Source organism: Cryobacterium sp. 10I5 (assembly GCF_035019865.1).
Classification (GTDB): domain Bacteria; phylum Actinomycetota; class Actinomycetes; order Actinomycetales; family Microbacteriaceae; genus Cryobacterium; species Cryobacterium breve_A.
On record NZ_JASJVI010000004.1, the window covers coordinates 26,544 to 45,178 of the forward strand.

At 66.3% G+C, this 18,635-nt stretch carries 21 protein-coding genes, 1 tRNA gene and 1 pseudogene; 10 read left to right on the forward strand and 13 right to left on the reverse strand.

All coding sequences use genetic code 11. The annotated features are described in order from the left end of the window. Nucleotide 1: 1 nt before the first annotated feature. The 4 genes from QN350_RS02365 to QN350_RS02380 all read right to left on the reverse strand — a co-directional run bounded on the left by QN350_RS02365 (nucleotide 2) and on the right by QN350_RS02380 (nucleotide 4,351). Nucleotides 2-565 carry a PadR family transcriptional regulator gene (locus tag QN350_RS02365; RefSeq protein ID WP_322138853.1) on the reverse strand — a complete coding sequence of 188 codons (564 nt, stop codon included), beginning with the start codon at nucleotides 563-565 and terminating at the stop codon, nucleotides 2-4. 135 nt (nucleotides 566-700) lie between these two features. Further along, nucleotides 701-774: transfer RNA gene (locus QN350_RS02370), tRNA-Pro, on the reverse strand. An 80-nt stretch (nucleotides 775-854) separates the two neighbouring features. Next, nucleotides 855-1,841, reverse strand: a complete 987-nt coding sequence (locus tag QN350_RS02375; RefSeq protein ID WP_322138854.1) for a metallophosphoesterase — start codon at nucleotides 1,839-1,841, stop codon at nucleotides 855-857. Then, nucleotides 1,838-4,351: a transglycosylase domain-containing protein gene (locus QN350_RS02380; protein WP_322138855.1), complete on the reverse strand. Its 2,514-nt coding sequence runs from the start codon at nucleotides 4,349-4,351 to the stop codon at nucleotides 1,838-1,840. The genes QN350_RS02375 and QN350_RS02380 overlap by 4 nt, the downstream gene beginning before the upstream one ends. A gap of 110 nt (nucleotides 4,352-4,461) precedes the next feature. Between QN350_RS02380 and QN350_RS02385 the strand changes: the two genes are divergently transcribed. After that, nucleotides 4,462-4,623, forward strand: a complete 162-nt coding sequence (locus QN350_RS02385) for a DUF4177 domain-containing protein (protein ID WP_166787392.1) — start codon at nucleotides 4,462-4,464, stop codon at nucleotides 4,621-4,623. 2 nt (nucleotides 4,624-4,625) lie between these two features. After that, a complete protein-coding gene (locus QN350_RS02390) occupies nucleotides 4,626-5,096 on the forward strand; it encodes a RidA family protein (RefSeq protein ID WP_322138856.1) in 471 nt (156 codons plus the stop codon). A gap of 29 nt (nucleotides 5,097-5,125) precedes the next feature. On the opposite strand, the gene QN350_RS02395 is transcribed toward QN350_RS02390, so the two are convergent. After that, nucleotides 5,126-6,412, reverse strand: coding sequence for an acyltransferase (locus tag QN350_RS02395; RefSeq protein WP_322138857.1), 1,287 nt, complete (start codon nucleotides 6,410-6,412; stop codon nucleotides 5,126-5,128). Between the two features lie 65 nt (nucleotides 6,413-6,477). After that, nucleotides 6,478-8,433: an acetate--CoA ligase gene (acs, locus tag QN350_RS02400; RefSeq protein WP_323515679.1), complete on the reverse strand. Its 1,956-nt coding sequence runs from the start codon at nucleotides 8,431-8,433 to the stop codon at nucleotides 6,478-6,480. Nucleotides 8,434-8,886: 453 nt separating this feature from the next. Between acs and QN350_RS02405 the strand changes: the two genes are divergently transcribed. Continuing rightward, nucleotides 8,887-9,945, forward strand: coding sequence for a TadA family conjugal transfer-associated ATPase (locus QN350_RS02405; RefSeq protein ID WP_322138859.1), 1,059 nt, complete (start codon nucleotides 8,887-8,889; stop codon nucleotides 9,943-9,945). A 302-nt stretch (nucleotides 9,946-10,247) separates the two neighbouring features. Further along, nucleotides 10,248-11,054, forward strand: a complete 807-nt coding sequence (locus QN350_RS02410; protein ID WP_323515682.1) for a hypothetical protein — start codon at nucleotides 10,248-10,250, stop codon at nucleotides 11,052-11,054. Nucleotides 11,055-11,102: 48 nt separating this feature from the next. Here the strand turns inward: QN350_RS02410 and QN350_RS02415 are convergent, their stop codons facing one another. Then, nucleotides 11,103-12,620, reverse strand: a complete 1,518-nt coding sequence (locus QN350_RS02415) for a DUF2142 domain-containing protein (protein WP_322138861.1) — start codon at nucleotides 12,618-12,620, stop codon at nucleotides 11,103-11,105. A 723-nt stretch (nucleotides 12,621-13,343) separates the two neighbouring features. Between QN350_RS02415 and QN350_RS02420 the strand changes: the two genes are divergently transcribed. After that, on the forward strand, nucleotides 13,344-13,706 hold the full coding sequence (locus tag QN350_RS02420; protein ID WP_322138862.1) for a DUF4244 domain-containing protein: 363 nt from the start codon (nucleotides 13,344-13,346) through the stop codon (nucleotides 13,704-13,706). Between the two features lie 8 nt (nucleotides 13,707-13,714). Here QN350_RS02420 and QN350_RS19930 read toward each other — a convergent pair. Further along, nucleotides 13,715-13,795, reverse strand: a pseudogene (locus QN350_RS19930) (hypothetical protein); the annotation flags it as partial. Between the two features lie 159 nt (nucleotides 13,796-13,954). On the opposite strand from QN350_RS19930, the gene QN350_RS02425 reads away from it, so the two are divergent. The 4 genes from QN350_RS02425 to QN350_RS02440 all read left to right on the forward strand — a co-directional run bounded on the left by QN350_RS02425 (nucleotide 13,955) and on the right by QN350_RS02440 (nucleotide 15,262). Then, a complete protein-coding gene (locus QN350_RS02425; protein WP_322138863.1) occupies nucleotides 13,955-14,173 on the forward strand; it encodes a helix-turn-helix transcriptional regulator in 219 nt (72 codons plus the stop codon). Nucleotides 14,174-14,233: 60 nt separating this feature from the next. Further along, nucleotides 14,234-14,413, forward strand: a complete 180-nt coding sequence (locus tag QN350_RS02430; RefSeq protein ID WP_322138864.1) for a hypothetical protein — start codon at nucleotides 14,234-14,236, stop codon at nucleotides 14,411-14,413. Next, a complete protein-coding gene (locus QN350_RS02435) occupies nucleotides 14,410-14,748 on the forward strand; it encodes a hypothetical protein (RefSeq protein ID WP_322138865.1) in 339 nt (112 codons plus the stop codon). The genes QN350_RS02430 and QN350_RS02435 overlap by 4 nt, the downstream gene beginning before the upstream one ends. 238 nt (nucleotides 14,749-14,986) lie before the next feature. Continuing rightward, nucleotides 14,987-15,262, forward strand: coding sequence for a hypothetical protein (locus QN350_RS02440; protein WP_322138866.1), 276 nt, complete (start codon nucleotides 14,987-14,989; stop codon nucleotides 15,260-15,262). Nucleotides 15,263-15,356: 94 nt separating this feature from the next. On the opposite strand, the gene QN350_RS02445 is transcribed toward QN350_RS02440, so the two are convergent. The 5 genes from QN350_RS02445 to QN350_RS02465 form a co-directional block, all read right to left on the reverse strand. Continuing rightward, nucleotides 15,357-15,914 carry a hypothetical protein gene (locus QN350_RS02445; RefSeq protein ID WP_322138867.1) on the reverse strand — a complete coding sequence of 186 codons (558 nt, stop codon included), beginning with the start codon at nucleotides 15,912-15,914 and terminating at the stop codon, nucleotides 15,357-15,359. 14 nt (nucleotides 15,915-15,928) lie between these two features. After that, entirely contained in the window at nucleotides 15,929-16,837 is a 909-nt protein-coding gene (locus QN350_RS02450) for a hypothetical protein (protein ID WP_322138868.1), read from the reverse strand. A gap of 275 nt (nucleotides 16,838-17,112) precedes the next feature. Then, nucleotides 17,113-17,442 (reverse strand): hypothetical protein, encoded by a 330-nt coding sequence (locus tag QN350_RS02455; RefSeq protein WP_322138869.1) that lies wholly within the window; start codon nucleotides 17,440-17,442, stop codon nucleotides 17,113-17,115. After that, nucleotides 17,439-18,080 carry a hypothetical protein gene (locus QN350_RS02460; protein WP_322138870.1) on the reverse strand — a complete coding sequence of 214 codons (642 nt, stop codon included), beginning with the start codon at nucleotides 18,078-18,080 and terminating at the stop codon, nucleotides 17,439-17,441. The genes QN350_RS02455 and QN350_RS02460 overlap by 4 nt, the downstream gene beginning before the upstream one ends. 7 nt (nucleotides 18,081-18,087) lie before the next feature. Further along, a complete protein-coding gene (locus QN350_RS02465) occupies nucleotides 18,088-18,336 on the reverse strand; it encodes a hypothetical protein (RefSeq protein ID WP_322138871.1) in 249 nt (82 codons plus the stop codon). A gap of 117 nt (nucleotides 18,337-18,453) precedes the next feature. Between QN350_RS02465 and QN350_RS02470 the strand changes: the two genes are divergently transcribed. Beyond that, nucleotides 18,454-18,600 carry a hypothetical protein gene (locus tag QN350_RS02470; RefSeq protein WP_322138872.1) on the forward strand — a complete coding sequence of 49 codons (147 nt, stop codon included), beginning with the start codon at nucleotides 18,454-18,456 and terminating at the stop codon, nucleotides 18,598-18,600. The last annotated feature ends 35 nt before the right edge of the window (nucleotides 18,601-18,635 follow it).

The window sequence follows — 18,635 nt, forward strand, 5'->3', positions numbered from 1 at the left end:
GTCAGTCGGCCTTTCGGGCTAGTTCGTCCGCGACGATGTCGGGGAGGACGGTGACGAGGTGTTCGTGCCAGGCGATCTCGGCACGCAGGCGGGCGGCCTTGTGTTGCATGACGAAGGCTTCGCTGGCGGTGAGATAGGGGAGGGCGTGGGACGTGGTGGCCTCGGAATCGGTGAGCAGGGCGCGCAGGGCGAGCAGGCGCGCCTCGATCATCAGGGGGAGTTCGTCGAGTCGTTCGGGGTCGAGCCGGGTCATTGCGAGGTCGAACGGGTCGGGCTTGAGCACGATCGTGCGCAGCCCGTCGAGCCGGAGAGCCGCGAGGTCCCGGCCCCCGGCATCCGAGATCTCGTAGACCTGCCGCTCGGGGTAGTTGCCCTCGCGCTCGACGCGGGCCACGTGGATCAGCCCCTCGGTCGCGAGCCGCTTGATCGCGCCGTACACCGCGCCGACGGAGATATCCGTCCACATGTGCACGTGTTCCTCCTCGGCAAGCAGCCGCAGCTGGTGCCCGTGCATCGGCCCGCGCTCGGCGAGGGAGCCGAGGATAAACAGACGGATCGAGGACATGCGCTTACTCTCGCATGATTAGTCGCGCGAGTCAAGGCCGAAAGTCGTCGCCCTTCTCCAGCGGATGCCTGCCGCGCGCACAGCAGAAAACCCCCACTCTCGCGAGTGGGGGTTTTCTGTTTCTGTGTCTTGCTGTCGGGGTAACAGGATTTGAACCTGCGACCTCGTCGTCCCGAACGACGCGCGCTACCAAGCTGCGCCATACCCCGATGGCCCGTAAGCCTTGTCAAGTATAACCCCATGCACGCGGATGCTCGGTGCACCCCCAAACGGATCCCGTGAGCGCCGCCTACGACGAGGCGGTCAGGGTCAGCAGGGTCGCCTCGGGCGGGCAGGCGAAGCGCACCGGGGCGTAGATCGACGTGCCGAGGCCGGCCGAAACGTTGAGGTATGCGCTGCGGAGTCCGGATCCCCAGAGGCTGAGCCCCTTGACCTGCGACCGGGGAATGTCGCAGTTCGTGACGAGGGCGCCGAAGCCGGGCACGCAGACCTGGCCGCCGTGGGTGTGCCCCGCGAGGATCAGCTGCGCGCCGTGGTTCACGAACGAGGTGAGCACCCGGCGGTACGGCGCGTGCGCGACGCCGATCGTGACCGTCGGCCGTGGCTCGCGGTGCTCCGCGGAGTCCGGCCAGGTCTCGTCGCCGAGCGGGTCGTCACCGCGGAGGTCGTCGACGGCCCGGGTGATCAGGTCGAGGCGGTCGCGTCCGATGTGCGGGTCGTCCACGCCGAAGAGCTCGAGGTGGGTGCCGTTGATGTCGAGCGCCTCCGCGGCATTGTTGATGTCGTTCCAGCCGAGATTCGCGAAGATCCTGTGCAGACGGTCGGTGTCGAGCCGGTTCTGCGGGGCGGCCTTGAGCAGCGACGGTCCGCCGAAGTACCGGAACGGATTCTTCAGCTGCGGTCCCCAGAAATCGTTGGAACCGTTGACGAAGATCCCGGGGATCCCCGCGAACGGCTCGAGCGTGTACGCGAGGGCGTCGAAGGCATCCGTGTGGCCGAGGTTGTCTCCGGTGTCGACGACGAGGTCGGGCTTCAGCGCGGCGAGGCTCCGCACCCACTCCTGTTTGTCCTTCTGCCAGGGGGCGAGGTGCAGGTCCGAGATGTGCAGCACACGGATCGGTTTCGAGCCGGGGGCGAGCACGGGCACGGATGCCTCACGCAGGGTGAACATCCGGCGTTCGAGCAGAGATCCCCAGGCGAACGCGCCGGCACCGGCCGCGGCTAGCGCGCCCGTGCCGACGAGGAGGGCCTTGGCCCCGGTGCCGAGGGTACTCATCCGCCCGCCTTACCGATGCCGTTGGTGGTGGCGAGCTTTCCGATCACGATCGTGATGGTGTCACCGGGCTTGGCTCCGCCACCGGCGGCCGGGGACATCGAGATGACCTTGCCCACCTGTGTCGGATCGGTGGTGTCGCCGTCCGTCTTCGCGACGGCGAACTTGCCGAGCGTCGATCGAGCCTCACCCTCACTCTTGCCGACGACGTCGGGCACGACGATCTGCGAGGCGTTGCTGGTGTACACGGTCACGCTCGAGCCGCGGCTCGTGCTTGTTGCTCCTGCCGGGTCGGTCTTGGCGATCGTGCCGCCCGGGAGCTCCGAGTCAATCGGGCCGCCGTTGACGAACAGGAAGCCGGCCGCCTCAAGGGTGGTCTGGGCCTCGGTGAGGCTCTTGCCGCGGAGGTCCGGGATGGGGATCTGAACCGCATTGACGATCGTTCCGGTCGCGGCGGGGAACGCGTCTCCGCCGTACTTGGCGTTGGCGACGCTCATGATGACCGGCCACATCCGGTGTCGGGCGGTGGCCGCCGGGCCGCTCGCGAAGGTGGTGTTGCGCTGGTCCTTGTCGCCGGTGACGCTCATCACTCCGACGATGGTCGCGACCTTGCTGCTTGCGCCGCCCATCCAGGTGTCCTTGTTGCCGTCGGTGGTACCGGTCTTACCGATCATCGGGACCTTCGGGCTCGTGGCCGCGTTCGAGGCGGCGGCAGTTCCCCCCGATCCCATGACCTGTTGCATGGCGGTCGTCATGCCGGCCGCGACGTTGGGGTCGACTGACTGGTGGCAGTCGCTTGTCGGTGCCGGGAGTTTGGTTCCGTCGGAGCCGGTGATGTGGTCGATCACGATCGGGCTGCAGGTGGTGCCCTTGTTGGCGATGCCGGCGAAGGCGACCGCCATGCTCAGTGGTGCAACCTCGTTGGTGCCGAGCACCGCTGAGGCACCCTGCTCGAGCGGGGCGCCGTCGGCGCGCGTGACGTCGAAGGCCTCGGCGGTCTTGCGGATGGCACACAGGTCGAGTTTCTTGGCCATGCCGATGAAGCCGGTGTTGATGGACCCGATCGTGGACTGTAGCGCGCTGTAGTTGGCGCCGGTTTCGGACGATGAGTCGTTTTTGGGGTTGTAGCCGGGGAAGCTCACGGTGCCGCCGGTGGCGCAGCTGTCGCGGAAGGTGCCCCAGTTCGATTTGATGCGGGAGTCGACCCGCTCATTGAGCGAGTGGCCCTCGGTGAGCCACTCGGCGAGGGTGAACACCTTGTACATCGATCCGGGTTGGAACCCGCTGGACCCGCCCTGGTCGACGTTGGTGTTGTAGTTGATCCCCGTGTAATTCGCGCCGGTGGCTTGCACGGCCGGGTCTTGGCTGTAGTCCTTGTTCTGCGTCATGGCGAGAACCTTCCCGGTGCCCACACCGACGCTCACGGCCACTCCTCCGACGTCCCAGCCGGGGAAGGTATCGGGGACGTTGGCCTTCATCGTCGCCTCAGCGGCCTGCTGGAGGTCCAGGTCGAGGGTCGTGTAGACGTTGAACCCGCCGCGGCGGAAGTTGGCCATCCGGGTGGTGTCGTCGGCGCCGAAGACCGGGTTGTTCTGCAGGGTGCTCACGACAAGGTCGCAGAAGAAGGCGCTGCCGCCGGCGGTCTGGCAGCCGGTCGAGGGCTCGTGGATGCTGGGCTCGATGGCCGAGGCGACCGCGGCATCGTGGTCGGCCTGGTTGATCTTGCCGTACTTGAGCATCTGGTCCAGTACGTAGTCGCGGCGGTCCTTGTTCGCGGCGTAGCCGTTCGCTGCACCGTTGGTCGCGCTGTCGGGCTGGTCGAGCTGGAACTTGACTGGGTTGTTCACGATCGCGACGAGGCTCGCCGCCTGCGGCAGCGTCAGCGTCGCCGCGGTCGAGCCGAAGTAGTACTCCGCCGCGGACTCGATGCCGTAGACGGTGCCGCCGAAGCCGGTGATGTTCAGGTACTGGCGGAGGATGTCGTCCTTCGCGTACTTCTTCTCCACGCCGATCGCGAGGCGCATCTCCTTGAGCTTGCGGTCGGGAGTGGTCGCCGTGGCCGCGTCATAACAGTCCGACTTCTTCTGCGCATCCGTGAGCACTTCGCACTTCTGCACCAGGACGTTCTTGACGTACTGCTGGGTGATCGAGGACCCACCGCGGGTGCCGCCGCCCCCAAGGGTCGAGACTAGGCCGCCGACGGTGCCCTGCAGGTCGATGCCGCCGTGGTCGTAGAACCGGGGGTCTTCACCGGAGGTCGCGGCGTCCTTGACGAACTGGTTGATCGCGTCCGAGGCGACCTCGACGCGGTTCTGGTCGTAGAACGAGGCCAGGAGATAGGGGGCACCGGTGCTCGTGGTCGCGTAGATATTGCTCTTCTGCGAGAGCTGGTCGATCTTCAGGTAGTCCGGCAGGTTCTCGAAGACGTTGATCGTGTTCGTCGCGGCCATGCCCGACAAAGCGAGAACGGGAGTGACCGCAGCCGTCACGAGAACACCGACGATTGCACTCATTCCAACGAAACCCAGGAGACCGCCCAGGGAGCCGCTGACCGTTCGATTTTTGGCAGACATACAATTGAGCGTAAGGGACAAATCTGTAAAATCGCCTGAATCGGAGTCTTATGCCTGCCTGGGAGTACCTCACCACCCCGCTGATGATCCACAACACCGCGGCCATTCTGAACAGCTGGGGATCGGACGGCTGGGAGCTCGTCCAGGTCGTACCCGGACCGGAGGGCGGGCTCGTCGCCTACCTCAAGCGTCCCGTTGTGAAAGAGGCCTGATCATGTCGATCATTGATGCGCGTCTCGCCGAACTGGGGATCGACCTGCCCAGCGTGGTTCCTCCGGTGGCGTCGTATGTTCCCGCCGTCGTCTCCGGCAACCTGGTCTTCACCTCCGGCCAGCTGCCGATGGTGTCCGGCCTGCTGCCGGAGACCGGCAAGGTCGGCGACGGCCACGGTCTCGTGCCCGCAGCGGACGCCCAGGAGTACGCCCGCCTGTGCGCGCTCAACGCGCTCGCGGCGATCAAGGCCGTGATCGGGTCGCTCGACCGCATCACGCAGGTCGTCAAGGTCACCGGCTTCGTCGCATCCGACCCCGCGTTCACCGGCCAGCCCGGAGTCGTCAACGGGGCATCGCAGGTGCTTGGCGAGATCTTCGGCGACCGCGGCGTGCACGCCCGCTCGGCGGTCGGCGTCGCCGTGCTGCCACTCGACTCGCCCGTCGAGGTGGAGCTCATCGTCTCCTTCGCCTAGGCATTCGCGCTCACCAATGCGACGGCGGGCTACTCGGCGAGGACGCGGTCGTTTTCGGGGGCTCGGGCTGCGAGGGCAGCGGATGCCGCGGCATCCGCCTGCCTGCCGCCGTGCCCGCGAAGCGCCCCGGCCTTCTCGCTCGCCCACCGGCCCGTCCAGGTCGCGAGGCGCTGCGCGGGCAGCTCGACCCACAGGTACATCAGCTGCGCGAGCACGAGGCTGAGCGGCACGGAGACGAGCGCGCCGAGCCACCAGCGGCCCGGTCCGAACATCGTGCCGAAGGCGACGACGACCGGGAAGTGCACGAGGTAGAGGCTGAAGCTCACCGTGCCGAGCCAGACCAGCGGCCGGGCGGAGAGCGGGCGCTGCAACGGGGGCCACAGCGCGACAACGGCGACGACGAGCACGGCCCCGGGCACCCGCAACGCGAGGGTCAGGTCACCCCAGAGTCCGCTGAGCTGCGGGCGCAGTAGCCAGTGCGACACGAGCAGGGCCGGGCCGAGGGCGGTGAGCCCGATCCAGACGGCGGTGCCCCCGCGTCGCGCGGCGACCCGGGCGGCCCAGATGCTCAGGGACTCGTAGTTCGCGGCGAGCAGGGCGCCGAGGCCGAACGCGGGCAGGTACATCAGTGGTTCGATGCCGGTGACGTACCCGGTCGCACTCACGGCGAGGAAGGCAGCGGCCCAGAGCGCGGGCAGCCGGCGCGTCGCGACGGCGAGCAGCACGCAGATCGGCAACAGAAGCGAGAACCACATCTCCCAGGTCAGCGACCAGAGGGGCGGGTTGACGTCCGGCCGGCCGGAGCCGCCGATGACGCTCGCCTCACCGAGCAGGTTGGGGAGGCCGATGTCGGGGCTGTCCTGCCGCTTGAGCCAACTGCCGCCGACGTCGATGCCCGTGCGCGGCACGAGCAGGATCCACGCCGCGGCGAGGGCGACGGACACGACGACGGGGATCGCTAGGCGGATGATGCGGCGCGGGTAGTACGCGACCCAGTCGTAGCCGCGGGAGGAGAGCCCGTTCGCCGTGCTCGCGGCTGTCCTCGCGGCGCGGCTCGCGAGGGGGGAGCGCACAAGCACGAAGCCGCTCAGCACGAAGAAGACGAGCACGAACTCGGGGCCTGCAACGAGGAACTTGAGCGGGGTCAGGGTCGACCACCAGCCCGCCGAACCGGTGTTCACGCCGACGGTGGACTGGTAGGCGGCGGCGATACCGGGAGCGGTCATCGAGACGTGGTGCACGAGCACGATGCCGGCCGCGACACCGCGGAGGGCATCGAGGGCGACCAGGCGTCCGGACGAGGGAAGGCGAGGCATTGTCCCCACGATAGGGGGACCGCTTGTGAAAACCCTCACTGCCCCCTCGTCCGACGCCGACGCGCCTACTTCAGGGTGCTCTTGATCACCTGCATCACCGAGGTATCGGCGAGGGTCGTCGTGTCGCCGATTTCGCGGCCCTCTGCGACATCCTGCAACAGACGGCGGATGATCTTGCCCGAGCGGGTCTTCGGCAGCTCGTTCACGATGAAGATCTGCCGCGGACGCGCGATCGCGCCGATCTGCTGCGCCACGTGCGCCCGCAAGACCGCCTGGATGTCCTCGTGCGAGCTCTCCTCGAGGTGGCTGTACTTGATGATCACAAACGCGACTACGGCCTGGCCGGTCGTCTCGTCGTGCGCGCCGACCACGGCCGCCTCGGCCGTCATCGGGTGCGACACGAGCGACGACTCGATCTCCGCGGTCGAGAGCCGGTGCCCGGAGACGTTCATCACGTCGTCGACCCGGCCGAGTAGCCAGATGTCGCCGTCCTCGTCGAGACGGGCGCCGTCGCCGGCGAAGTAGCGCGGGTTCTCCTCGCCGAACTTCTCCCAGTACGTTTCGATGAACCGCTCGGGGTCGCCCCAGATGCCGCGGAGCATGGACGGCCAGGGTTCGGTGACGACGAGCAGCCCGCCGTTGCCGTGCCCGACGTGCACGCCGGCCTCGTCGAGCACGTCGATCGACACCCCGGGGATCGGCACCTGCGCGGCGCCCGGCTTCGCGACGGTGACCCCGGGAAGCGCGGAAATCATGATCGCGCCGGTCTCGGTCTGCCACCAGGTGTCCACGACCGGGGCGACGTTGCCGCCGATCACTTCGCGGTACCACATCCACGCTTCAGGGTTGATCGGTTCGCCGACCGAGCCGAGCAGCCGCAGGCTCGACAGGTCGAAACCCTGCGGAATCTGGCGGCCGAGCTTCATGAACGTGCGGATCGCGGTGGGCGCCGTGTAGAGGATGCTGACCTTGTACTTCTCGACGATCTCCCACCAGCGGCCCGGGTGCGGGGTGTCCGGGGTGCCCTCGAAGAGCACCTGCGTCGCCCCGTTGGCGAGCGGGCCGTAGGTCACGTAGCTGTGACCCGTGATCCAGCCGACGTCCGCGGTGCACCAGTAGACATCCGTTTCGGGGTGCAGGTCGAAGACGTTCTTGTGCGTGAAGGCGACCTGAGTGAGGTAGCCGCCGCTCGTGTGCAGGATGCCCTTGGGCTTGCCGGTCGTGCCCGAGGTGTACAGGATGAACAGCGGATTCTCGGCGGGGAAGCCCTCGGCCTCGTGCTCCGCGTCGACGCTCGCGAGCTCGTCGTGCCACCACAGGTCGTGGTCGGTCCACTCCACGTCGTTGCCGGTGCGCTTGACGACGAGCACGTTGCGCACAGTCGTCGGCGTGCCGGACAGTGCCATGTCGACCGCGGGCTTGAGGGGCGTGACCCGGCCCTTGCGGTAGCCGCCGTCCGCGGTGATCACGAGCACGGCGTTCGCGTCGTCGATCCGGGAGCGCAGGCTCTCGGCGCTGAAGCCGCCGAAGATGACCGAGTGAACCGCACCGAGGCGGGCGACGGCGAGCATCGAGATCACGGCCTCGGGGATCATCGGCAGGTAGATCGCGACCCGGTCCCCGGCCTGTACACCGAGCTTTGTCAGCACATTGGCAGCTCGCTTCACCTCGGCCGTCAACTCGGCGTAGGTGATCGCGCGGGAGTCGCCGGGCTCGCCCTCGAAGTAGAGCGCGACCCGGTCGCCATGGCCCGCGAGCACGTGCCGGTCGAGGCAGTTCCAGGCCACATTGATGTGCCCGTCCTCGAACCATTTCGCGAACGGCGGGTTGGTCCAGTCCAGCACTTTGGTGAACGGCTTGTGCCAGTGCAGCAGGCTGCGGGCCTGATCGGCCCAGAATTCGAGGCGGTCGTCCGCGGCATCCGTGTAGAGCTGCGAAGTGCCGACGGCGTGGTCCGCGAACTCGGCAGTCGGTGCGAACCTGCGGGTTTCGTTGAGAAGGTGGTCGATCTGAACGCTCATAGCTTGTCGCTCCTTTGCGATGACGGCCGGGTGCGTAACAAGCCCCTCGTGCACCATACCCTGAGGATCCGCGAACCCACGTTGCGGGGAATTGCGGAGCGGCTCCCTCGGCGCCGAACGCGCCGCGATCGCCGCAAGACCCCCTGGATAGGGGCCACGGAATCGTGTCCTCATTTATGAGGACACGGGGGACTTGCGCATCTGGATTTTCCTTATACACTTGGACACGTCCGAACGAAAGTTTTGACCTGCATCACGTTTGGTTCCCCCCAATCAGCGTGATGCCGAGGCGGCACCTGTTCCCCCCAATAGGTGCCGCCCCCCTTTTTTTAACGACTCGGCGGTTGTGTGGCCGGTCGATGGCCCCTCCTGCACCGCTGCCGCGCTGGACGAATTGTCCACAGTCTTCGCGGCGGCCCCGGTCAATCGCTCGTCACGGCCTACCGTCGGGGCATGGTGCAACCGTTCATCGCCGTCCCGTCGCTCAGCCGTGAGCGGATGCCGGGCGCCCCCGGCACGGGGGAGCGCGCGTCGGTGGCGCGGTCGCTGCCCGAGCGGGACCTCTCCGAACTGGGCGCGCTCGCGCGGTACGCGGCATCCACCGGCGTGACCGACCTGTTCGTGAATGGCGAGGCCGGCCTGTGGGTCGACGCGGGCCTCGGCCCGGTGCGGGAGCCGGGCTGGCGGAGCGCCGAGGCGGAGGTCAGAGCGCTCGCCGTGCGGTTGATCGCGCTCGGCGGCCGGCACATCGACGAGGCGAGCCCGTGCGTCGATGTGCGGCTCTCCGACGGCATCCGCGTGCACGCCGTGCTGCCGCCGGTGTCGAGTACGGGCACCCTGCTCTCGATCCGGCTGCCGCGGCCCGACCGGCCGAGACTGGCCGCGCTCGCCGCCGCGGGGCTCTGCGGCTCCGGGGCGGCAGGCCAGGCGCTCACGGCGCGCCCGCGCGCCGCCGTGCAGGGCCGGGAGGACCTGCTCGTGACCGGGGCGGCGGGAAGCGGCAAGACGACCCTGCTGGCTGCGCTCCTCGGCGAGGCGCCGCCGGGGGAGCGCATCGTCGTCATCGAGGACGTCGCCGAGCTTCGCATCGAGCACCCGCACGTTGTGGCGCTCGAGTCGCGGCAGCCGAATCTCGAGGGCGCTGGCCGGGTCGGCCTCGATGCGTTGCTGCGCGAGGCGCTACGGATGCGCCCGGACCGGCTGGTGCTCGGTGAGTGCCGTGGCGGCGAGCTGCGCGAACTGCTCGCCGCCCTCAACACCGGGCATGACGGCGGGGCGGGCACCCTGCACGCGAATTCGCTGGGCGACGTGCCCGCCCGGCTCGAGGCCCTCGGGGTGCTCGCCGGGATGAGCCAGGCGGCCGTCGCCTGGCAGACGGTCAGCGCGATCGGTCTCGTGCTGCACCTCGAGCGCCGCGGCGGCTCGCGGAGGATCGCCCAGCTCGGGCGATTCGAGCTCGACGCCCGGGGGCTCCTTGTCACCGTGCCTGTTGCCGTGCCGGTCGTCCCGTGATACGTCGGCGTGAGGCCGACTCGGCGGCGCGTGTGGGCCGTGCGCCGCGTGCGGATGCCGGGGGGTATCGTCGCGGGACGGGGCGCCGCCGGGCTCGCCGAGACCCGCGACGGGACGTCGACATCGAGCACGCGGCCCGGATCGCGCAGCGGCTGGCCGTTCTCCTCTCGGCGGGGGTGTCGCCCGTGACCGCGTGGGGATATCTGGACGACGACACCGGCCCGGACGCCTCTCGTGTTGTCCCGCTCGGTACCCATCAAAGGCGACCTCGCCCGAACCGCCCCGGTGCCGATGGGCCGGCCGTGGGCATCCGTGTCGTGAGGGCCGCCGGTCTCGCCGCAGGCCGTGGAGACAGCGTCGCGGAGGCCATTGCGGGGGAGGCGCGGACCGTGGGCGGGCAGCCGGGAGACGCCTGGTTCGCTGTCGCCGCCGCCTGGGAGGTGGCGACGCGGTCAGGGGCGCCGCTCGCCGCGTGCCTGCGTCAACTCGCGGCCAGCCTGCGCGACCTCGGCCAGCTGCACGCCGACCTCGAGACGGCGCTCGCCGGACCGGCCGCGACCGCGCGGCTGGTCGCCGTCCTGCCGCTCGTCGGGATCGCCTTCGGCGGCCTGCTCGGGTTCAACACTGTCGCGACGCTGTTCCTCACGGTACCGGGCTGGTTGTGTCTCGGAAGCGGTACCGGACTCATGCTCGCGGGGAGCGTGTGGAATCGCCGGCTGCTCCGGCGGGCACGGGCACGGGCCCCGACGCCGGGTCTCGAACTCGACCTGACCGCGATCGCGATGAGTGGCGGCGGTTCGGTCGAACGCGCCCAGGCCCTGGTGACAGAGGCGCTCGGTCGGTATCTCCCTGCCGACGGTGTCCGGCGCACCGCCGGCGACCGGGTGCTGGACCTGGCGGTGCGTGCCGGCGTGCCCGCCGCCGAGCTTCTGCGCAGTGAAGCCGACCAGCAGCGCCGCGACGCCCGCACAGAGGGCCAGCGGCGGGTGATCGCCCTCGGGATGGCCCTGCTGGTTCCCCTCGGGGTATGCGTACTCCCGGCCTTCATGCTGCTCGGCGTGGTCCCGCTCCTCGTCACGGTGCTGTCGACGACACTGTCGGAGTTCTAGCCGCCGGCGTCCGGACACGACAGAGCCAGACCAGAGCGTACGGCCCGTTCAGAGGCGAATCGCGGTCCGCTCAGCGCTGTCTGACGAGTCGGTGGCGCGCCACGCGTAAAGAACAGCAAGCGCGCAGACGATCGCGAAGGCGATTGAGCCGATGATCCACAGCGGCATGGGCCCGATGGGGAGACCCCACCACCACTCGACGTTCTTGTCGAGGTTCGGCCAGAAGACGTCGAGCCCCGTCGTGAACCGGCGGAGGGTGAACCACTGGATGGTGAGGTTGCTGAGAATTGCAGCGGCGGCAACGAGCACCATATGCACACGCCCCAGTCCTGCACTGGCACTGCGGAAGCCCAGAAGGCTGACTCCGGCAAGAATGATCAACAGCGGATAGAGATACCGCGACTGCACCTGTTGCCCGACAAGGATGTGGTCGCGCATGAGCCACACCATCGGCAGCAGCACCAGCAGGCCGATGATCATCGCCAAACTGAGACCCTTTCTGACGCTGAGCCGCCGCAGGCCGAGAAAGACGACGCCGCCGAACGCGAGCATCACAGGGAACCACACGAGGCCCGGCGCGCCGGTGTCGAGCGACGGCGTGCGTCCGGCAACGGGCGTACCGAAGGCACCCGCCCAGAGCTCTGGCAGCCGGATCAGGTTGTTCCAGAACAGATCGGCCCAACCGCCTGGCACGCTGCCCTCCGGGCTGGAGATGTTCTCCCCCACCAGATTGACCGCTCTCGTCTGGCCTGAGGTGAGATAGCCCACGCCGGCGAGTGCCACGAGCGCGATCGGGAACACGGCGCGGCGCACGAAGGCGCGCGTCCGTTCGGCCTTGAGCACACCGACCAGCACGATCGCCACAACCGCGTACGCCGCGGAGTCGGCCCGTGAGCCGGCGCCGATGACCGTGGAGACCAACGCGAGCGCAGCGAGGCCGATCTGGCGGCCCCGAGTCTCAGCCTCAAAGAATCCCAGTATCGCCAGCCACAGGGTCGAGGCAGACAGAACTCCCCAGCCGCTGGGGTTGACGCTGGCGATCAGGAACACGCCGAAGGGCACGAGAGTGGCCAGCGTTGCCCACACCATCAGGCCGCGACGGGCGCGGGGGAGCAGGAGGAACAGCAGCGACATCATCACCACGTAGAGCAAAGAGTTGAATGCACGCATCAAGAGCACCGACAGGGAGATGTCGGTGCCCGCGAAAATGCTCATCGTGGCGTAGAAGACCGGCGGGTAGACGCCGACGAAGTTTCCCCGGTCCGTGTCCGTCAGGACCGATGACGGTGTAGCGGGGCACGAGGCAGACTGTCCCGGAAGGTGAGTGAAGCACTGGCTCGCGACGATCAGCTGGAGCGGCACGTGCCGATGTGCGTCGTCAGATCCTGCTTCGCAGAGGCCGTCCCGGAGTCCGGAACCGCACCACGAGCTGGCGAGGTGGAAGTCTTCATCTGCGCCGGAGCCGACCGGTGACGACGCACTCCAGGACAGAAGCGCGACGAGCAGGGTGATGGGTGCCAGGCAATACGCAACGATCCGCAGAATCTTGCTGCGTCGCTCAGTCATGTAGATCCGATCATTTCGTGCCGAGAGCGGATGCCGGGCGCAGGAACTGAATCTACTACGGGCTCGCGCTCGGTCTGACGACCCGTGCGCCGGTGCCGCCTAACAAGAGTGTCCTGCTGTACCGGTCACCTGAGCCGGCCGGTACCCGCACAGGGCACACGAAAAAAGAGCCGGACCCGAGGGCCCGGCTCTTTCGAAGTCACGGTAAGTCTGTCCAGCTGCTCTAGTCCTTGCGCTCCGGACGAGCTTTCTTGTCGGCGCGTTTTTCCTTCAGAGTCTTCGCTGCGGCAGTCTTGCCGGTGCTCTTCTTAGGGGATTTGTCTGCCATCAGCGCCTCGTTCCCCGGACCCTGGTGGGTGCCGTTGGGAAGACACTACGCTCATCTTTCGCCAAAGGTAACCCCTTTCTCAAATTGGTCTCCGGGGACCACAAATCGGGTCCCAGAATCGTCCCCGTCTTTCCGCGAGAGTACGATTTTGGCCCTTAAACCGCCGTTTTAAGGGCCGAAATCGTACTCTCGCGGAAAGCTGTGCGGGGTGCGCGGGTCCTCAACCGGACCGGGTCGGGCGGGGTTGTGCACGGATCTCGGACGGGAGCCGGCACCGGCGACCGGCGGGGCGAATCTGGACTCGATCGTGCCGCCGGACTACCGCGTCGCTGGACGCGAGAGGAGAAGAACCGATGCCGAGCACCACAGCCACATCGCAAAGCCAGACCGGGCCCATGCCTGCCCCGGACCTGTCCGAGTCGCCCGTTTCCGAGGGCGCGCTTCCGCCGAAACCGAGAAGGCGGGTCTCCGGCCTGGCCGACGCTGCGGCGGGCGCGGTGCCGCACGGCATCGTGCGCACCCGGACCGTGCCGACGAACACGTCGCGCGCCCTGAGACGGCTGCGCGACGAGGCGGGCGCCGCGACGGCCGAGTACGTGATCGCGACGATGGCGGCCGTCGGCTTCGCCGGGCTGCTCATCCTCATTACTGGGGCAAAAGAGAAGAGCTTCTACGCAGGCCGATGCGCGGACAACCTCGCCCGCCGAACGACGTCGACGATGTCAATGCGCAGCGCGGTGCACAACCTGTCGAGCTGATCGACATCGAGAACCTTGTACCCATTCAGGTACTTGGACAGCTGGGACTGGGAGACACCCACCGCGGCGCCCAGAGTGAACTCGGTCATTCCAGAGAGCCGGTACTCCCGCTTCAAGATCTCCGCGATGGCGACAGTGAGCGGCCCGGGCTGCTTTGGATCTCCAGAGGGCACGATTTGACGCTAGCGCGGCGCGACCGCAGTGCTCGTTTCCATCGCGCCTCTAGTTCATATGAACTAGGCTCAACTATGGAGAAGCGGCAACGTCGACTTCTAGTAGCGGACTCGGTACGTGCCGAGATCGCCCGTCAAGGTTGGACGCGCGAGCGCCTCGCCGAGTCTTTAGATACACCGCTGGCCTCGCTCGAACGCAAGCTCTCAGGTGACACGGCAATCGACGTTGACACGCTGGATGAGATCGCAGCCGCTCTTGGAGTTGCCGTCGACTCGCTTCTTGGTTCCGAGTAGCGGTGGCCCCAGGCCACGGGGATCGGGGATCAGTTGTCTATTGTCGTTCTGGATTCAGCAGTGATTGAGGCGGCGGCGGAGGGCATCGGAATCACGGATCGCGCTGGCCTCACCGCGTACCTCGGACTGGACATCTCGCAACCGGTATCGATGCTGATGATTGCCGCAATCCTGACCCGCCTGCCCGTCGAGCTCGGCGCCACATTCCGGATCGTTGACTCGGATAGTCTCAGGCCATGACCTTCTTCACGGATAAGCCGACACCCCCGCGCGATCCGAAGGGCCCGGCGTCGAAGGTAGACCGCAACCCCTTCGAGGTCCTGCTCAGTGTGGGCGGCGTCATCGCGCTGATCGGCGGCATCATCCTCTCCTCGGTCGGCAACTCGATCTATGCCAGCGCAGACCGAGTGTCGGCCTACACGAACGCCCTGGCAGGCAACTCGTTCGACACTCCGAATAGCTGGGGTCTGCAGCTCAGCGCCTTCGGGAATCAGCTCTCGACCGTCGGCCTCGTCATTCTGATCGGGATGGCCTTCTACGGAATGGTTCGCTGGAATCAGATCCGCTCGAGGTAGCACGTGGGCGTAGCATCTCGGCATGGATGACCTTGCCGAGGTGGACCCGCCGAACTGTCCCACGTGCTTGACCAGATGCGACGCAGCCGGCACGATCCGGCATCCGTTCTGGCTGTGCCCGTGGTGCAAGACTGCGGTGATTGCGCGCGGGTGATCGCGTTGGCCGTTCCTTCGTCGGTAGTGGTGTTTTAGAATCGGACCAGCGCAGGCCGGTGCGCTCCATTCTCAAGGAGCCCCGATGTCGATGCCGAAACCGATCCGCTACAGCCGTGACGAGTGGCTGTGCATGCGCAACGATCCAGCCCTACCGAAGGCGATCATCCGGCGCGTGCACGTCATCAACCGGGCGACCGGCGCAAAGGTCGAGAAGTTCCGCGCGGTGACGTGGTCGATCGAGACGGACCAGCGGGAACTCGTCGGCTACTTCGACGATGTACGATCCGCCAACGAAGCTGTGCTTTACGACGTTGTCGTGCACGGACCCATCGGGCCGGCTAACGGAATCCGGGCCTGAAATTTGGCCCAGTCCACGCCTTCTGAGGCGGGAATCGACCCTTGTCGTGCAGCCGGCGCGCCCAGCTCACGTTGGCAGCGGATAAATTGGAACTCTAGCCCGCGTCCCTTTTCCTGAAGGGGAGCTTCGCCATTGGATAGACGTTAGCCGCAGCGGTGTTCACGATGTCATCGGCGCGCACGATCCTGATCATTTCACTCAGTACCCATATGAGTCTGAGAGCTCCGTGAGACAGGACGAGGAGCGCCAGTGCAAAGAGCGATGGGGAGATCCAGGGCATACCAACCACGTTGAACATTGCTGCCAACACACAGAAGGCACCCGCCTCGAACCCGGACAGCGTGCTCGCGACCCAGGTGCGCGGCAGGGCGGGGCCTGCATCGGCCCGAAATTTTTCGAACCTGGGACTGCTTGCCGACAATCCAAAGACGACTACGACTCCAGCAAACCCCGCAACGATGGCGGCAGGACCGAGCAAGGCCAAATATAGAGCTTGAACTTGACCTTGGTCTGCATTGTTGATCAGCCCCAAACCGATGTTCGGTATCCAATTGAGTACCGTCAAGAAGAAGTGCACGGAAACAAAAGCAGCCAACGCAAGTTCGACCCAGAAGGGTTGATCGCGTATGAAGGCTAGGGTCCTGAGCTTCATTCTGACCTCCCAAATTAAAGCTCTAAACGGAACGCACGAATCGCCTCAAACATTGCATCCAACACGACGGTAGGCGTCGGTTCTTCATCTTCATCAGTGCCGATTTGCTGGCGGATCGTAATTCGATCCCGTTTGAAATCGATTTCGTCCTTTTCGAGTTCGCCAGCTTCGTTTTCAAGGATAACGGTCGCTTTGGCTTTTCTAAAGGTGGTAGACGCGTTCAATAGCTCTCGCACGTCCCGTACGAGTTCTTGCCCGCCCGCGTCGTCCGGCTGAACATTTCCGTAGCTGATCATCAGGTCAACCGAGACGGAACCGTAGGACACGCTTTGCGCTTCCTTCAGAGCCTTGCCAAGCTTGCCGACTGGCTCTTCGGATTGCATCGCACCAGGCAGGATCTTCAAGTGGACCTTCGTCGCAGCCTGAGCCTTACCCAGACGAGCGAGTTGGTCTGTTCGGGTGACTGCCTGGAGTTCGAGATGATCTCCCACAGTCTCAAATCCGAGAACGAGATTTAGCCAGCGCGCGACTGCCGAGCTCGTGGGCCCGGCCGAGGACCTCATCATTGCGATGTAGCGAGTGCCGGACACTGGGAGCAGGTAGGCCGGTTCGTGGAGGGAGACAACAACCCCTTTTGACGCCAGCGTACCGAGCTCTCCATCAGTGCCGACTGCGTCGGGCCAGTCTTGACCCGATCTACGACGGTCTAGGTAGAAGTAGTCCGTTGACGGTCTTGTTTCCGCTCTGGCCTCGCCTTCGATGTCTCGGCCGAAGAACGTGATCTGACGATCTTCGGGCGTCATCCCAAGCACCAGATTGTGCAGATCAGTCCAGAACGTCGCGGGCACAAGTTGCACTTTTTCGTTCTGGTCCACGATGATCGGTTCGTAGAAATAGACAGTGCGAAATTTGGTTCCAGCCACAACATCCCCCTATGAATCCGCGGTACTCCGTGGCTTCGCCTCAGTCTGACACCTCCCATCATCGGCCCACGACGGCCGAGGTCCCCCAAAAAGGGGCTTCTCGGACATGAACGGATAGGCGAACCTAACGTGCACCACCGGCCAATGACCTGACCCATTGAAGTGTCGTGATCTCGGGTCGATTCCGCATCCGAAAGTGGTCGTCGGCGTGAAATAAGTGAAAGGCCCCGGCCGCCCTCGAGGTGAGGACGGCCGGGGCCAGTTTCGTGCAGGGATTACGCGGCGGGCGCGGCCGTCGTCGTGCCTAATGTTTGAGCTGCGTCCGCGATGCCGGTCGGCTTCCACAGACCGAAGTGTAAGGCGACCGCAATGAGGAAAGTGCCGAGGCCCTGAACGAGGCCCGTGAATAGGTCGTAGGTCGTGCCGGCCTGGATAGCGGCGAGAAGTTGGGCGAGCAGGCCGGCGACGAGCGCGAGTCCCGCAAGATAGATGGCCTTCCGGCCCGGGCTGGTCTCCTTCGTCGTGACGAGTCCGACGAGGATCGGGAGGATTACCGCGATGAGCAGCCAGAGAAGAAGGGAAAGGTTGAATGCGAACGAGATCACGGTGTAACTCCTTGGGTTGGGATGGGTGCTGGCATGGGGTCGACGCGGCAGGGGCCGGCGACAGTTTGAGTGGTGGTTGTGCTGTCGGGGAGGGTGAGGGTGAAGAGCCAGTAGCCGTCGCCCTGGCAGGCGATCGCGGTGACGCTGGTGCCCGTGAGGCCAATGGCTCCGACGGCACCTGTTGCTCCGGTATCGCCGGTAGCTCCGGTCTGTCCGGGGATCTGTGAGTCCTGGCCTGCGGTGCCGGTGTCGCCCTTCGCCCCCGGGATGAGGGATGCGGGGCCGGTCGGGCCGGTGCAGTCGAGTCGGATGACGCAGTAGCTGGCGACGGATCCAGCGACTTCCTCGCTCGTCGGGGGGCGGCCGACCGCGCCTGTGTCCCCGGTAAGACCGCGCGCGCCCGCGCCTGGGGTAGTGGGTGCGGCGTCGACGATCGCGTCGGCCGGCGGTGCGACAGGGACTTCTCCCGTGTCCTTCACCTGCTGCCGGAGCGCATCAGAATTCTCCGCGAGGGTCTGGATGGTGCTGCCCTGATCGTGGATGGTCCCCGCCTGCGAGGTCGCCACCACCGATAGGCCGAGGAACCCGGCGGCGATGGTGAGTGCCGCGAGAATGATGGCCAGTTTCTGCAGTTTCATGGTGCTCCTAGTCGAAGAGATCATCGGGGAAAGGCGGGGCGGGAGGCCCCTTCTCGTCGTTGATGTGCGCACGGAGCGTGCCTGAGTAGTTCTGCCATTTCAGGTTCCGGTCGTCTTGCTTGTCTGACCGCGCTTCGAGTTTCGTGATCCGGTCCCGGTCGCTGGTCTTCCGGGTAGAGATCCACGTGAGGAACCCGAGCGCGAAGGTGACGGCGACCCCCACAGCGGTGAGGACAGAGGGTGCCCAATCACTCATCGGGTGTCGGCTCCTGTACGCAGTCGCACCAGTCGCAGCTCATCCCGTGGATACAGGTTGAATCCCAGTTGTGCTGGCAAGCCATGGGGGCTCCTTGGATTGTGTGAGAATGCGGGCATGGTAAATCAGCCGAAGACACCGATCACGGCGACCCGGATCCCGGAGGTGTTGAAGGCTGCGGCGAAGGCGAAAGCGGCCGAGCGTGGGGAGACGCTGACGGATGTCATCGTGCGCAGCCTGGAGGAGTACGTGGCTGCTCCCTGAACGGGGGTGCTGCACGAGTAGACAGAGGTGTATAT